Annotated in this window: 14 protein-coding genes; 6 read left to right on the top strand and 8 right to left on the bottom strand. The window is 33.6% G+C overall.

The features are described 5' to 3' along the window. Position 1: 1 nt before the first annotated feature. Positions 2-2,797, bottom strand: coding sequence for an excinuclease ABC subunit UvrA (gene uvrA / locus EKM01_RS13820; RefSeq protein WP_126768675.1), 2,796 nt, complete (start codon positions 2,795-2,797; stop codon positions 2-4). A 212-nt stretch (positions 2,798-3,009) separates the two neighbouring features. On the opposite strand from uvrA, the gene EKM01_RS15020 reads away from it, so the two are divergent. Next, positions 3,010-3,345 carry a hypothetical protein gene (locus tag EKM01_RS15020; protein WP_370274347.1) on the top strand — a complete coding sequence of 112 codons (336 nt, stop codon included), beginning with the start codon at positions 3,010-3,012 and terminating at the stop codon, positions 3,343-3,345. 226 nt (positions 3,346-3,571) lie between these two features. Continuing rightward, a complete protein-coding gene (locus EKM01_RS13810; RefSeq protein ID WP_126562083.1) occupies positions 3,572-4,156 on the top strand; it encodes an RNA polymerase sigma factor in 585 nt (194 codons plus the stop codon). Positions 4,157-4,443: 287 nt separating this feature from the next. Here EKM01_RS13810 and nth read toward each other — a convergent pair whose 3' ends face one another. Further along, positions 4,444-5,094, bottom strand: a complete 651-nt coding sequence (nth, locus tag EKM01_RS13805; RefSeq protein ID WP_126768674.1) for an endonuclease III — start codon at positions 5,092-5,094, stop codon at positions 4,444-4,446. 77 nt (positions 5,095-5,171) lie between these two features. Here nth and bcp point away from each other — a divergent pair, with 77 nt between their 5' ends. Continuing rightward, entirely contained in the window at positions 5,172-5,624 is a 453-nt protein-coding gene (gene bcp, locus EKM01_RS13800) for a thioredoxin-dependent thiol peroxidase (protein WP_126463396.1), read from the top strand. Between the two features lie 144 nt (positions 5,625-5,768). On the opposite strand, the gene EKM01_RS13795 is transcribed toward bcp, so the two are convergent. Further along, on the bottom strand, positions 5,769-7,232 hold the full coding sequence (locus EKM01_RS13795) for a TonB-dependent receptor (protein WP_126463394.1): 1,464 nt from the start codon (positions 7,230-7,232) through the stop codon (positions 5,769-5,771). Positions 7,233-7,326: 94 nt separating this feature from the next. Here EKM01_RS13795 and EKM01_RS13790 point away from each other — a divergent pair, with 94 nt between their 5' ends. Both EKM01_RS13790 and EKM01_RS13785 read left to right on the top strand, forming a co-directional pair. Then, complete coding sequence (locus EKM01_RS13790; RefSeq protein ID WP_126463392.1) at positions 7,327-8,091, top strand: MBL fold metallo-hydrolase; 765 nt, start codon at positions 7,327-7,329, stop codon at positions 8,089-8,091. Positions 8,092-8,102: 11 nt separating this feature from the next. After that, complete coding sequence (locus EKM01_RS13785) at positions 8,103-8,603, top strand: hypothetical protein (protein WP_126555469.1); 501 nt, start codon at positions 8,103-8,105, stop codon at positions 8,601-8,603. A 51-nt stretch (positions 8,604-8,654) separates the two neighbouring features. Here EKM01_RS13785 and EKM01_RS13780 read toward each other — a convergent pair whose 3' ends face one another. From EKM01_RS13780 to EKM01_RS13765, 4 genes are all read right to left on the bottom strand, one after another. Continuing rightward, positions 8,655-9,305 (bottom strand): alpha/beta hydrolase, encoded by a 651-nt coding sequence (locus EKM01_RS13780; protein ID WP_126768673.1) that lies wholly within the window; start codon positions 9,303-9,305, stop codon positions 8,655-8,657. A gap of 3 nt (positions 9,306-9,308) precedes the next feature. Next, positions 9,309-9,650, bottom strand: a complete 342-nt coding sequence (locus tag EKM01_RS13775) for a hypothetical protein (protein ID WP_126768672.1) — start codon at positions 9,648-9,650, stop codon at positions 9,309-9,311. Positions 9,651-9,654: 4 nt separating this feature from the next. Next, a complete protein-coding gene (locus EKM01_RS13770) occupies positions 9,655-10,908 on the bottom strand; it encodes a dihydroorotase family protein (RefSeq protein ID WP_126768671.1) in 1,254 nt (417 codons plus the stop codon). A 111-nt stretch (positions 10,909-11,019) separates the two neighbouring features. After that, positions 11,020-12,948, bottom strand: coding sequence for a BatA domain-containing protein (locus EKM01_RS13765; protein ID WP_126768670.1), 1,929 nt, complete (start codon positions 12,946-12,948; stop codon positions 11,020-11,022). A gap of 182 nt (positions 12,949-13,130) precedes the next feature. Here EKM01_RS13765 and EKM01_RS13760 point away from each other — a divergent pair, with 182 nt between their 5' ends. Continuing rightward, the gene (locus tag EKM01_RS13760; RefSeq protein WP_126562076.1) at positions 13,131-14,243 is read left to right on the top strand and encodes a lactonase family protein; all 1,113 of its coding nucleotides are present in this window, start codon (positions 13,131-13,133) and stop codon (positions 14,241-14,243) included. 147 nt (positions 14,244-14,390) lie between these two features. Here EKM01_RS13760 and EKM01_RS13755 read toward each other — a convergent pair whose 3' ends face one another. After that, a complete protein-coding gene (locus EKM01_RS13755; protein WP_126768669.1) occupies positions 14,391-15,743 on the bottom strand; it encodes a DEAD/DEAH box helicase in 1,353 nt (450 codons plus the stop codon). Positions 15,744-16,455 lie beyond the last annotated feature (712 nt).

Raw genomic sequence — 16,455 nt, 5'->3', positions numbered from 1 at the left:
TTTATAATTTATCTTTCAAATATTTTCCCGTAACAGATTCTTTTATTTTAACAACTTGTTCAGGAGTTCCCACAGCCAATAATTTTCCGCCATTTTCTCCTCCCTCAGGCCCCAAATCAATAATCCAATCCGCACATTTTATTAAATCAAGGTTGTGTTCAATAACAATAATTGAATGTCCTTTATCAATCAATGCATCGAAAGACGCTAATAATTTTTTGATGTCATGAAAATGTAATCCCGTTGTAGGCTCGTCAAAAACAAATAAGGCTTTGTCTTTTGTAGCTCCTTTCACTAAGAATGAAGCCAGTTTTATTCGTTGGGCTTCGCCTCCGGACAGAGTAGAAGATGATTGGCCTAATTGAACATATCCCAATCCCACATCTTGCAAAGGCTGTAATTTTTGAGTAATTTTAGTCTGTTTATTTGCTATAAAAAAGGCAATAGCATCATCGATTGTCATTGTAAGAATATCGTGAATGTTTTCACCTTCAAAAGCGACTTCCAGTACTTCTTTCTTGAATCGTTTCCCGTTGCAGGTTTCACAAGGTAATTGTACATCAGCCATAAAAACCATTTCTACGTTGATAGCACCTTCCCCTTTGCATGTTTCACATCTCCCTCCATCAACATTAAAAGAAAAATGTTTGGCTTGATAGCCTCTAATCGTTGATAGTTTTTGTTTAGCATACAATTCTCGAATATCATCATACGCCTTGATATACGTCACCGGATTAGAACGGGAACTTCTTCCTATTGGGTTTTGATCTACGTATTCTATGTGTTTAATTTGAGCAAAAGAACCGGTCATTTCAGTAAATTGTCCTGCTTTTTCACCTGCGTTTTCCAACTTTTTTTGCATGGCCGGAAAAAGGATTTTCTTAACAAGCGTACTTTTTCCACTTCCAGAAACTCCTGTAATAACCGTTAATACATCCAGTGGAAAAGTAACATCAATATTTTGTAAATTATTTTCTCGTGCTCCTTTTATGTCAATAAAATTCTTGAAAAGTCTTCGTTTTTTAGGGACGCTAATTTCTAAATCACCGTTTAGATATTTTGCTGTAAGTGAAGTAGATTTTAGTATTTCATCATAGGTTCCCTGCGCGACTAAATGCCCGCCTAAAGTTCCTGCTTCCGGACCTATATCAATAATCATATCAGTGGCTTTCATGATATCCTCATCGTGTTCTACCACAATGACCGTATTGCCTAAATCGCGTAACGATAACAATACTTTTATCAAACGTTCCGTATCTTTTGGATGTAAACCAATACTGGGTTCATCCAAGATATACATTGAACCCACTAAGCTGCTCCCTAATGAAGTGGCTAAGTTGATGCGTTGTGATTCACCTCCAGAAAGTGTTGCAGAATTTCTGTTTAATGTAAGGTAGTCTAATCCTACTTCGGTTAAAAACGATAGACGGTTGTTGATTTCAACCATTAATCGCTTCGCAATTTGCTTTTCATACACATCTAAATCAATGTTTTCGAAAAAGGTTACCAGATGTTTAATCGGTAAATCAACTAAATCAGAAACCGTTTTTGCGTTTATTTTCACGTAGGAAGCTTCTACTCTCAAGCGTTTTCCTTTGCAGGAATGGCATTTGGTTTTGCCTCGATAGCGCGAAAGCATTACTCTGTTTTGAATTTTATAATTTTTTTCTTCCAGTTCTTTAAAAAAATCATTCAGCCCTTGAAAGTAGCTATTTCCATTCCAAATTAGTTCTTTTTGATCCTCAGACAACTCATAATACGGTTTGTGTATTGGAAAATCAAATTTGTAGGCATTATTTACTAATTCGTCGCGAAACCAGCTCATACTTTCTCCTCGCCAAGGGAAGATTGCGTTTTCATAAACAGACAAAGTGGTATTTGGCACGACTAATTCGGAATCAATTCCTATAATATTTCCATATCCTTCACAAACGGGACATGCTCCATACGGATTATTGAAGCTGAACAAATGAACGTTGGGTTCTAGAAATGTAATACCATCCAACTCAAAATTATTGGAGTAGGAATACTTTTTATCAGCGTTTAATTCTTGTAAATGGCAGATCCCTTTTCCTTCAAAGAAAGCAGTTTGCACCGCATCAGCAAGACGATTGTAGAATTCTTCTTCTCCGGAAGTATCGTGATTGACTACAATTCGGTCAATGATTAAGAATATTTCTTTTATATCTAGTGAATCCGGTAAGTCGTCCAGACGAACCATTTCGTTATTCACTAATATTCGGGCAAAACCTTGCTGTAATAGGACCTTTAGTTTGTCTTCCAGTTTTCGCCCTTCTTCCAGATGAATCGGAGCAAGCAGCAACCATTTGCTGTTTATTGCAAATGTTTTGACATCGGTAACGACATCGGTAACGTTATTTTTTTTGACTTCCCGACCAGAAATAGGCGAATACGTGCGTCCAATTCTGGCAAAAAGCAATTTTACATAATCGTATATTTCGGTTGAGGTTCCTACAGTAGAGCGGGCATTGGTAGTATTCACCTTTTGTTCAATAGCAATTGCCGGAGCAATTCCTTTGATGTATTCCACTTTTGGTTTATCCAATCGTCCAAGAAATTGTCTCGCATACGAAGATAAACTTTCTACGTAACGGCGTTGCCCTTCGGCATATAAAGTATCAAAAGCCAAGCTTGATTTTCCAGAACCCGAAAGTCCCGTGATAACCACTAATTTATTGCGGGGAATGGCGACGTCTACATTTTTTAGGTTGTGTACTTGCGCTCCTTTTATAATAATATTTTTCTTTGGATCTAGTTTCGAAAGGTCAACTTGCATAAAAATGATAATTTTTACAAAAGTAATCAATTTTGAACAGAGAAAAGGGAATGAACAACTCACAAATAATCATAAAAAGCACGGTTGAAAAGTGCTTTTCTTCTTGTATCGTTTTAATATTTTCAATCCAATAAATAAATACTATTTTTAATTTTATTTTTGAAAAATTAATAACAAGAACTTTTGAAAACAAAATTATATTTAATATCTTTTTGTATTTTTCGCAAGAGCTACCGCCAATTGTAAAATATTTCTCTACTACTTATGGTGCAGGAAATCAAAACTGGATGATTTCTCAAGATCAAAATCATTATGTTTTCTTTGCAAACTATGAGGGATTATTAGAATTTAATGGATCTAATTGGGAATTGTATCCATCACCAAATGAAACTATTGTTCGTTCTGTAAAAGTGATTGGAAATAAGATTTTTACTGGTTGTTATATGGAATTTCAGTTTTGGAAAAAACGAATAATTAGTGGAGTTTTAGAAATAAAATTGGCGAATTTGATTATTCTGCTAAATATTTTGAAATTACAAACAACTTGAATGTATTCATCGGCATGCTATTTGTGTTGTAAATGTGAAAAAACAAGAAAAATTTTAACAAATTTCAATGAACATCTGTTAATTTATATTAATTTTACTTGGATCTTAAAATAATAATTGGTTAAATTTGAAAACTTTAATAAACCTAAAAACTCTTTAGCCTATATACAAAACTACTTTTTAGAGAAAACTCTCCAATTTTAATTAAAAACTAAAAAGTATAATTATGGTTAATATACAACTCCCTGACGCATTATTGGTAAAGGAATACATCTCAGGTAATGAGGATGCCTTAGCTAAATTGATAAAAAGGCATGAATCAAAAATTTTTGGTTTTATATATTCTAAAATTCCGGATAGAGATATTACCAAAGACATTTTTCAGGATACTTTTATCAAAGTAATAAAAACTTTAAAATCAAATTCGTATAATGAAGAAGGTAAATTTTTACCTTGGGTAATGCGTATTTCCCATAATCTGGTTGTTGATCATTACCGAAAAACTAAAAAAATGCCCATGTTCAGAGAAACGGAAGAGTTTTCCATTTTCTCAATTATGTCCGATGATTCGTTGACCATAGAAAACAAAATAATATCGGAACAAGTCGAACTGGATTTAAAAAAACTAATAGAAGAACTTCCTGCTGATCAAAAAGAAGTTTTGGTGATGCGAATGTACCAGGATATGAGTTTTAAGGAAATTTCAGAGACAACAGGAGTGAGTATCAATACCGCCTTAGGGAGAATGCGTTACGCTTTGATGAATTTGAGAAAAGTGATTGATAAACACCAAATTGTTTTGACTAATTGACAATATACTGAAACTTGCTGCGTTGTAATAGAAAACAAATTTGTATTACTCTATGGCAAAAACTTACTCAAAAAAATCATTAGTTTCTCAAACAATGAAACCCAGTAAAGAAACAATTTCTTTTTTATTAAGCTATTCTAAGGCGTTAAGCATACTGAAAATAGACAATAAAAATTTCGAAATTATATCGAATTGACCAAGAAATAGCAGCTTTCCTATTTTATTTGGATTGTAAAAGACTAGAAAACCGCTTATTCCATTTGGAAGCAGCGGTTTTTTAGCATACTTTATTTTTTATAATATGTTTCAATAACCGTTTTTCGGCCAATAGTTTTAGTAATAATATCCTGATCTAAATCCCAGCCACGAGCCGGAGAATATTCTCTTCCGTACCAAATAATTTGAAGATGCAGGTCATTCCAAATTGCTTCAGGAAAAAGGCGTTTAGCATCTTTCTCTGTTTGAACTACGTTTTTCCCATTGGTTAAATTCCAGCGGTACATCAAGCGATGAATGTGTGTGTCAACCGGAAAGGCTGGAACTCCAAAAGCTTGGGACATCACAACACTGGCCGTTTTATGTCCTACCGCGGGTAATTCTTCCAGAAATTCAAAACTCTGAGGTACTTTTCCGCCATGTTTGTCAATTAATATATGGGATAAACCATGAATTCCTTTCGACTTCATTGGCGATAAGCCACAAGGCCGAATGATTTCCTTAATTTCTTCGACAGACATTTTGATCATATCAAACGGATTATCTGCTTTTGCAAAAAGTAAAGGAGTGATTTTATTTACTTGAATATCCGTACATTGTGCGGATAATAAAACGGCAATCAGCAACGTATACGGGTCTTTATGATCCAAGGGAATTGGAATCGTAGGATATAGTTTTTTTAACGTATTTATAACAAAAATTACACGTTCCTGTTTATTCATTATTTATTAAATTTGATTGGTAAAGAAAAACAATTTCGGCGGCATTAGCAAAATTCAAATTCAAATCAATAAAAATAATGACAACATTAAAAAAAGGAGATAAAGCACCTGATTTTTCAGGTCTGGATCAAGATGGAAAATTACATCAATTAACAGATTATGCAGGTAAAAAATTAGTAATTTTCTTTTATCCAAAAGCAAATACGCCAGGATGTACAGCCGAGGCTTGTGACTTAAGAGATAATTTCGAGCGATTTGAAGCAAACAATTATGCTCTTCTGGGCGTTAGTGCCGATGTTCAAAAAGCACAGGCCAAGTTTAAGGAAAAGTATAACTTTCCTTTTCCATTACTTGCAGATGAAGACAAATCAGTGATACAGGCTTTTGGGGTTTGGGGTCCCAAGAAATTTATGGGAAAAGAGTATGACGGGATCCACAGGACTACTTTTGTAATTGATGAAAACGGGATTATTGATGAGGTTATCTCGGCTGTAAAAACCAAAGTGCATGCTGCTCAGATACTAAAATAAGGATTCCGTGGTGTCATCCTTTATTGCATTTGCAAATATAAATGCAAACCAACTTTTAATAATAAACAAAGTCCAGATCTGCGGTTTTAATCGACCCCAGCTCTGGACTTTGTTTTTAATTTAACTCAAAATTTGACTACTGATTCACGAATTGATTTCCTTCAAAACTTTATTAGGATCAAATCCAAAAAGTCTGTGTTCCTTAATTATTTCTGCAATACCAGGGGGAAGCATTGTTTCCCAACCGGGCTTTCCATTATTAATCATATTTAAAACTTCACGAGAGAACACCTCTAAAATAGAGGGGTCATAATCATCTATATCAACTACTTTTCCGTTGAATTTAAAGAATTTATAGAGTTCTTTCATTCTTGGGTGTACTTTTAAATTTTCGGAGGTGATTATTTCTCCATTTTCCCCAATCATTGGATACAAGAATACTTTCATGTCGCGGTAGAATAATTTCCCGAAAGCTTCCAGAATTCCGCCACTTAAATGACGGTAATATTTCTCGTCAAAAATATCTATTAAATTATTCACGCCCATGGCTAATCCCATTCTGGCTTTGGTATAATTCGCAAAATACTCCACTACCTTGTAATATTCCTGAAAATTTGAAATCATTACGGTTTGTCCAAGTGAACAGAGTAATTCAGCTCGATCCATAAAATCTCTTTCATCGATTTCTCCATCAGATCGTAGGTTGGATAATGTAATTTCAAAAATCACTAATGTGTTTTCCGGACTGACCTTGTTCTCATTTAAAAACATTTTTAATGATTTCTCATACATGTCCATGTTGACTTTTGTAACCGGACGAAAACTACCCCTAAAAGCAAGGATGTTTTTCTTGTATAATATAGCAGCAGGAAGTATGTTTATTCCATCAGGATTAAACATAACGGCATCAGTCATTCCATTTTTGACTAATTGTAAACTCATCAAACGATTGTCAACATCAGCAAAACGTGGACCTGAGAAATTTATGGTGTCTATTTCTAATTGATCTTTGTCTAAATGGTCATACAAATAACGCAAGAGACGTTTGGGATCATTGTATTTGTAATACGCCCCGTAAATTAAATTTACGCCCAGAATACCCAATGTTTCCTGTTGCAAACGCACATCAGTTTCTTTAAATCGAATGTGAAGAATAATTTCATTATAATCCTCATCCGGCTCAATTTGATAACTAATACCGACCCAGCCATGTCCTTTGAATTGTTTGGCAAAGTCAATAGTGGCCACGGTATTCGCATAGCTAAAAAACATTTTATTAGGATGTTTTTCTCTGCTTAGCCTTTTTTCTATTAGATTTACTTCATGAGAAAGCATTTTTTTGAGTCGACTTTCAGTCACATAACGACCGTCCTCTTCAATTCCATAAACGGCATCACTAAAGTCTTTGTCATAGGCTGACATTGCTTTTGCAATTGTACCTGACGATCCACCAGATCTAAAAAAATGTCTTACAGTTTCCTGTCCAGCGCCAATTTCTGCAAAAGTTCCATAGATATTTTCGTTCAAATTGATACGAAGTGCTTTATCTTTGACTGAAGGGATTTGTTCGATGATTTTATCACCTTTTAATTTTATTTCTGTATCCATTTTCTTTTAATATGGCTAATATTTTGTAAAGTTAGTTAAATAGGTTTCTAATGAAAGGGAATTAACCCTATTTTTGCAAATAAAATAAAGAAAGTTGACGGTATATTTTTTAGGAACTGGTACATCACAAGGCATTCCTGTTATTGGTAGTAATCATCCTGTTTGTAAAAGCTCTGATTCTAAAGATAAAAGACTGCGCGTCTCTGTATGGATTTCTTGGGAGAATTATTCTTTTGTAATTGATTGCGGACCTGATTTCAGACAGCAAATGCTTGCGTCAAATTGCCAGAAAGTAGATGGTATTTTATTTACTCATGAACATGCAGATCATACCGCAGGAATCGATGATATTCGGCCTTTTAATTTCAAACAAGGAGAAATTCCAATTTATGCACATCAACGGGTTATAACTAATCTAAAAAGACGTTTCGATTATGTTTTTGAAACGGTCAATAAATATCCCGGTGCGCCTTCTGTTACAACTATTGAAGTTGTCAACAACCAGTCATTTGCCATTGGCAACAAAACGGTTGTCCCCATCAGTGTCATGCATGGAAATCTTCAGGTTTTTGGGTATCGAATTGATGATTTTGCCTACTTAACGGATGTGAAAACTATTGAAAAAAGTGAAATAGTCAAGTTGAAAAATCTAAAGGTATTGGTTGTGAATGCTTTACGGGAAGAGTCTCATGAAACGCATTTCAATTTAAAAGAAGCGTTGGATTTTATAGCTTTGGTCCAACCAGAAAAAGCCTATCTTACACATATTAGTCATATCATGGGGTATCACGAGGAGGTTCAAAAAAATCTCCCCGAGCATGTTTATCTCGCCTATGATAATCTAGAAATTAAAATTTAATTATATTTAAAATGAAAAATTCATTATTCCTGTACCTTACTATTCTGGCTGTGCTTTCTACTGTTTTTACGTATATGTTTTTGAGTAAACAAGTAGTATTTGAGCAAACTAGATATGAAAAAACCACTAAAAAATTAAGAGACAGTCTGAGTTTGGTTTCGAATCAATTAGTGGATGCCAACTATTTTTCTTTGGAAAAAAATGAGAATGCTCAAAATTATTTTGATACTACAAGCGCTAACAAAACAATTCAATACGAGAAATTGATTCCTTTCGTCACTGAAAAATTATTGGATTTGAACGCCAACCCAAAGGGAAATCCGTATACGGGTCAAGATCAAATTAGCACAAATAAATTTATTATTAACAAAGTCAAAATACTAAACCACAGATGGATTATTGCTGATTATAGTGATGGTGAAATTTGGGGTGAAGTTTTGTTGAAATATTTTGTCAATGAAGATAAAAGTATTTCTTTTGAGGTCAATCAATCGTTGTTGTACCAAAAATAATTAAGGTGCCGTATTCCGTTTATAAAGACCTGAATACGGCACAAATATTATTTATTCATTCTCTAAAATCCAGTTTTTGAAGTCATAAAAATTCTGTGGAGCAACTCCATGACCTATAGGATATTCTTTGTAGGTTATATTTATCCCTAAATTTTCTACTATTGCTGGTGTTTTTCTAGCCCATTCAACTGGAATTACTTGATCCACTGTTCCATGTGAAGCAAATATTTTCAGGGTATGAAAGTTGTTTTTTAGGTAATCCTCAGTGACAATTTCTAAATTTAAGTACCCGCTCATCGCAACTACTTTCTGAACCTTTTCAGGGTACGAAAGTGCAATTGCATAACTCAATATAGATCCTTGGCTGAAGCCAATCAATGTGACTTTCTCAGCATTTATGGGGTAGGTTTGAATTAATTCATCAATAAATCCGGCAATTAAATCTCTTGAAACTTTGGCTTGATCGTGATCCGAAAATTTATTTTGATCCGCATCAAAATTGATTGCATACCATGCATATGCACCGTATTGCATGGTATAAGGCGCACGTGCTGAAACAATATAATATTCATCAGGAAGCTCGGTTGCAAATGAAAATAAATCGTCTTCATTGCTGCCGTATCCGTGCAATAAAAGTAAAAGTGGATTTTCGTCTAATTTTATTTTAGGCTCTCGTATTTTATATTCTAAAGATAAATTCATGGATTATGAGATGTTTGATAACCATTTTTGATAATACGTTCCCAATAATGGAACCGGTTTTGTTTCTCCTTTTATAGCACTGGTAATACCGTAAGACCATAAAACAAATACGAAAATCCACATGGGAGCCGAAATCATTAGGCTGTCAAAATTGCTGATGATTAATCCCAGTGATATGAATGTTAAAGTAAGTCCCAGTCCCTGACGGATGTGAAATGAAGCAAATTCATTTTTGTCCTCGGAGTTCATAGACATGGCAATAAATACGCCAATTCCTAAAATATAACTGGTGATTGCGGCCGTCTTTCCTGACTCTGTATTATTATTATTATTAATAGTATTCATTTTTTTATGCTAAAATTAATTTTCCTTGATTCACAATTCCGTACACTTTACCTCTTAGTTCAGTTCCTAAAAAAGCAGTGTTTTTAGATTTGGATAAAATGGATGATTTTGTAAAAATGCTTATTGGTTCCGGATTAAATAAGGTAATATTTGCTTTTGAACCTTGATTAATTGATGCTGTTTCGATGCCAAAAGTTGTTTTTCCTGAAGTGAGTTTTTCTATTACGGTTTCTAATGGCAAAACAGTCATCAAAGCTCCAAAAGCACTTTCCAGACCAATAGTTCCACTCTTGGCTCCATCAAATTCCATTTTTTTGTGCTCAATATCCATCGGATTATGGTCGGATGTAATCATATCGATCGTTCCGTCTTTTATTCCTTTCAGTAATGCTTTCCTATCGTTTTCAGTTCTAAGCGGTGGAGAAATTTTATAACGGGTATCAAAACCTTCCAGTTTTTCATCAGTTAGAACTAAATGATGCACAGCAACACTGCAGGTTACCTGCAGTCCATTGGCCTTAGCCTCTTTGATTAATTGTACTGATTTTTTAGTTGAAATAGTTGGAATATGAAGTTTTCCCCCAGTATATTCTAACAGAAATAAATTCCGTGCAATTTGTATTTCTTCGGCAAGATTTGGAATTCCTTTCAAACCCAGTCGGGTCGAAACTATGCCTTCATTGGCCACTCCATTTCCTTTTATATTTTCGTCTTGGGAAAAAGCAAGAATCAATCCATCAAAATCCTGAACGTATTGTAAGGCTATTTTTAGCAAATTAGCATTATCTAAACTTTTATTATAATCTCCAAAAGCAACGGCTCCCGCTTTTTTCATATCATATAATTCAGCCATGTCTTTTCCTGCACTTTCTTTGCTCAAAGCGCCGATAGGATACAGTTGAGTTGCAAATTCTTGTGCTTTGTTTAAAACAAAATTCACTTGGGATTGATTGTCAATAATAGGAAAGGAGTTGGGTTGTAATGCGATTGCCGTGAAACCACTTTTGGCAGCTACAGTAAGTCCGTTTGATATGGTTTCACGGTCCTCAAAACCAGGCTCCCCGAGCGAAACGCTACTATCAAACCAGCCTTGGGAGACATGTAAATTATCAAGTTGTATTTCTTCTGCTTTATCCAGATTTGGGAGCCAGGTTCCAATTTTTTGTATAAAACCATCAACAATTAAAATATCTGCAGTCTTATTATGAAAGGGACTTTTCGAATCGATAATTTTGGCGTCTCTGAGGATTAATTTCATATGTAGATACTATTTGTTTTTTTGATTGAATATGAAATTTGCATTGACTTTTATGACTAAAGTACATTCATGCTCATTTTATATTGATTTTTAAGTATTGAACTTCGTTATTTACTTTACGAATCGTATAATTGCCATTTCGGTTATTAGAAATAACAGTGCAAAGATAACAAACCATTTCCAAATTTGATTATCAGTTCTGTCAGTTTGTAAAGTGTCAAAGAACGATGGTATTGATTCGATTGTTTTATAGTCAGAAAGAATAGTCTCATTGGCTGAAGCCAAATCACTTTCGGTTCGGTTGTAATTGAAACTAATGTTTTCAATCCACTCTTTTGTATTGTAAATGCTGAAATTCCCTGCTTGTATCGGATAATCATTGAAAGTCATTTTGACTTTATTATTCAGAATTTGTTGGATAGGAATAAATTGTTCGTCTAAGCCTTTTGCCGTTAAAATAGCGCCTTTGTTTAGCGATGCTTCTATAAAATGCGGGTTGTTATTACCAATTATCAAGGCATTTACTCCGTTGTTTTGATTGTGCATCGCCATCTTGTAAAATGTAGGTACAATTAATGGAGATTGCTGAAAATTTGAATTTTCGATGTTAATAGGAGCAGCAAAAAAACTAACTGCTGAAACCGAATTTGCTATCGATGTCAAGAAAACGCTTTGGTCTTCATAAGACAAAGCAGCAGGAGAGGAACTGGATATTACAAAAGATTTTTTTGTCTTTGGATATTGAAAATTAGTCACTTTATTTTCAAAAACACTATGGAATATAGGATGATTGAAGTTGATTTTAGTAATCAATTTTTCTCTATTTTCTAAAGAACTAAATTTGAGGTTTCCAAAATTCGACAAAAAAGAATTCATATTGGTAATGGAACTTATCGCCGAAGGAATTACAATTAAATTTCCACCTTTCTCTACAAAAGAGTTCAAAGTGGTTATCAAAGCTTGCGGAATTTCATCCAATTCATTAAGAATAATTGCGTCTTGTTCTTCCAGTTTATTATAGTCTAAGGTGCTTAAGGTATAATTGTTATAATTGAATTCTTCACTGGTATAAATTCTGGAAAGGAAGTTGCTTTTCGCTAGTTCTCCAATGCTGATAATGTTGGTTTTCTTCGTTTTTGAAATACTGAAAAACAACGTGTTGTCATAAGACAAACCATTGTCAACTATAGAAAAATAACCATGAAAGGATTGTTTAGGAATCGTGAAACTGAGGTTTTTTTTCTTTGTGTCTAAAGTTGTTATCGTTTTAGCAATAAGCTTGTTTTCATTGTATAGAGAAATTGGAATCGGGTTGAAATTCTTGCCATAACTGGATATTTGGACACTAATTTCATAAAAATTTTCTACTGTTTTATGGATGAATACGCTGTCAATAGAAACATTGTTTTTTTGTTCTGCTTTTGGAATTATAAATGAAGGAGAATCAGTTGCATCACTATTTTTCAGTTGTTTTTCATCAAGACCTACCGCATCCGTAATGATGACGATATCTTTATTAAAAGCTGATTTATGCGCTTTTATTTTTGCCATTATATTGTCTAATTGGAACGGAGTTGGGCTGTATTTTAGATTTTGTAAAGCACTACGAACAGACTTTATATCCGTGTTCCAATAATTTTCGGAATTGGTAATTAAAGAAAAATTTACATTTTCCGGAGTTTCTTCAAGTAATTCCTGAACCGCTCTTTTTAACAATTCCCCTTTTTTGCCTTTGGCTTGCATGCTAAAAGAATTGTCCAAAATAATATACAATTCATTGGTGGCATTTTTGCTGTCTTGGGACTCGAAAAAAGGTTGCGAAAATGCGAAAATAAGGCAAGTTAGAAGTAATAAACGACAGGCGAGAAGCAACCATTTTTTGATTTTAGAGCTTTTTCTGGTTTGAATTGAAAGTGCTTTTAAGAACCGAACATTGGTGAAATCTTCTTTTTTGAAATGGCGTAATTGAAACAAATGAACCAAAATTGGAACAATCAACAAGAACAGAAAGTATAAAATTTCGGGATGTTTAAAATGCATTCTAAGGTTGAGTTTACTTTACTGTATTTTGTTTTCAACGGTGTTCATTGAATTTCAGGAGTCAAAAATACAAATTTGTTGACAGTTTTAGATGAAGTTGTTATAATTTTTCAAAGGAATAAACTATTGACATTCATTAGGAATATAATGTGTATTTTAGCTTTCTAATAAATTTTAAAAACATGAAAAAGCCGTTTGCGGTTCTTCTATTAATCTTCCTTTTTACAAGTGTTCATGCACAAAAAAACAAATTGAATTTACTAATAGGAACCTATACCCAAAGTTGTGACAGTAAAGGAATTTATGTATATGATTTTGATTCAAACACAGGCGATTTCAGTTTTAAAAATGCGACTGAAAAGGTTATAAATCCCAGTTATTTAACGGTTTCAAAAAATAATAATTTTGTGTATTCCGTAAACGAAAATGGGACTAAAAGTACGGTGAGTTCTTTTAGCTATAATCCAGCAAGAGGAAAATTAGACTTAATCAACAAGCAAAGCTCCAAGGGTGCGGATCCTTGTTACATAATCAATGACGATAAAAATGTAATTGTTGCTAATTATTCCGGGGGAAATATTTCCGTTTTTGCTAAAAATAACGACGGAAGTCTAGCTGAAGCGAAGCAAGTTATTCAACATTATGGAAAAGGAACTAATACACAAAGACAAGAAGGTCCGCACGTACACATGGTTCATTTTTCTCCAGATAAAAAGTTTGTTTTGTCTAACGATTTAGGGAATGACAAAGTATATTCATACGCTTATAATCCTAATGCTGAACACACTGTTTTAGAATTAAAAGACAGCATTTCAGTGAAATCCGGGAGTGGACCCAGACATTTAACCTTTAGCAAAGATGGTAAATTTGTTTATTTATTACAGGAACTGGACGGAGCGCTAACAGTATTTAGTTATTCTAACGGAACATTGACAAAGATTGATGAAACGATTATTTTAGCCAAAGATTTCAAAGGATCATTTAGTGCTGCGGATATCCATATTTCACCTGACGGGAAGTTTTTATATGCCTCTAATCGCGGCGAAGCAAATAATATCACCATTTTTGAAATTCTAAAAAACGGAAAATTACTATTGAAAGGGCAAACCAGTAGTTTAGGAAAAGGACCTCGAAATTTCACCATTGACCCAACGGGAAATTTTCTTGTGGTAGCACATCAATATACCAATGATGTAGTGATTTTTAAAAGAAATAAAAAGACTGGATTGCTTGCTGATACTGGCAAAAAAATTGTTTTGTGTTCTCCGGTTTGCTTGGTTTTTACTAAGAATTAAAATTAAAAACTCACAAAAAAAGTGTTGAAAAACGAAAATTATTTTTCAACACTTTTTACTATTTATTTTTGTTTTTATCTTTAGACCCCGATGTTCAGAAAAAAATCAGGATTTAGAAAATGAACACTAAACACGGAATACTGATCACTATTTGTTCTTGTCTTTTCTCTTTTTGTCTCTGGTTTTTAGCATATTCCTATTTACAGAACCATGTGTTTTTTTCTTAGTTACACCAGGGCCGCCTAAATTGACTTTTTTATTCTTTTTACTTTTCTCTTGAAAAGCGCCATCTCCGTCAAGTTTTTGTTTTTTCATCATAAACTTGATCGGTTGTCTCTCTTTTTCAGGTTCAATTAATTTCGATGAGATTTCAACTGTTTCCGGGAAAGGTTCAATGGCTAATACCATATTCATCAGCACTTCAATCTCTACTTTAAATTCTTCTTCGCGAGGTGCGATAAGACTTATAGCGGTTCCTGTAGCATCTGCACGACCGGTTCGACCAATTCTGTGCATATATAGTTCAGGTAATTCAGGCATTTCAAAATTGATAACGTGGGTAATATTAGAAATATCCAAACCTCTGGCCATGATGTCAGTAGTGATCAAACCTCGTAAATTTCCTTCTTGGAACAAAGCCATAGTACTCAAACGATAATTTTGTGATTTATTCGAGTGAATTACTCCAAACTGACCTTCAAAATCCTCCTCGATTCGTTCGTGAACCATATCAGAAATTTTCTTATTATTGACAAACACCAGCACACGGCTCATGTCTTCGTTGTTTTGCAATAAGTGTTTTAAAAGGTTTATTTTAGTATTAAAATTAGGAACCTGATAGGATATTTGTTTGATGTTTTCCAGAGGTGTTCCTGATGCCGAAAGCGTAACTTCTTGAGGATAATCAAAATAATCATTCAAAATCGCATCTACTTCATCTGTCATAGTTGCTGAAAACAGAATGTTTTGACGTTTTTTAGGCATCATGGCCAATATAGAGGTCAATTGGGTACGGAAACCTAAATTCAGCATTTCATCAAACTCATCTATTACCAGCTTTTGCATTTCTTCAAAACGAATCACATTATCCAGCGTTAAATCCATGATTCTTCCTGGAGTTCCCACTAGTATGTCGCAACCTGCATACACTGCTTTCTTTTGGGTATTGATATTGACACCTCCAAAGATTCCAATAGTACGAACCGACATGTATTTTGTCAATTTCTCAATTTCTTCCGCAACTTGTACAACAAGTTCACGAGTAGGAACCAGGAGCACTATTTTTGGGGTATGCCCGGGAGTAAATTTATATAGTTTCAACAAAGGCAAAAGGTAAGCAAATGTTTTACCAGTACCGGTTTGAGCGATTCCCATCATATCTCTTCCTGACATTATCACAGAAAATGTTTTTTCTTGAATAGGAGTAGGAGTTGTAAACCCTAAATCATCTATCGCTTTTTGTACGGATTTAGGAAGATTGAATTGCTCAAAAGTAGTCATTTGCTTAAATTTTTTGCAAATATAGTCTTTTTGAAAGTAATACTCTAAAAATGATAAATATCACAAATCAAACGCATTAAAAATACCAGTTTTCCATTTAATTTTTCAAGCAAATTATATTAAATTCAACAGATTATACGTGATAAATATGTTTGTTGTTAGTGTATTTATTTGATAAGTAGCAAGAAAGATATATTGTCGCAATTATTAAAAAGAGTTTTTGCCACAGATTGTAAGGATTAAAAAGATTTTTAAAATTACATAACGAATTAATCTGTGCTAATCTGTGAAATCTGTGGTAAAGAAATTTAGTGCTTTATTAAAATACGACATTAAATTTTAGTCATTACTTAGATGCACAATATTTAATAATTTATATCAAAAGGATGGTAAAGGCAAATAATATTTGTCATAAAGAAATAATATGCGGTTAGTTAGATACCGACCTCGAAGTTTTATAATTAAATTAGCAATGAATTGACGGTTGATGATAAATAGTGTCTCAACCAAGATATGGAAAGAATAGCAAATATACTTTTACAAATCAACAAATCCAGGTTAATTAAGATTATACTTCAAGCAGAAAATAGTCAAGCAGGACTTAAAAACTCGCAACGCCAGAAACCGAAAAACGGTAATGCTCTTTTGGTCACTACTATATTGACAATATAAATCAAATGATCGATTTCTTGAAAGTAATCATTTTAAATAG

This window comes from Flavobacterium sp. RSP46, from assembly GCF_003984825.1.
Taxonomy (GTDB): Bacteria; Bacteroidota; Bacteroidia; order Flavobacteriales; family Flavobacteriaceae; genus Flavobacterium.
The sequence above is the reverse complement of the archived record's forward strand: the minus strand, read 5'-3'. Positions and strand labels throughout refer to the sequence as shown.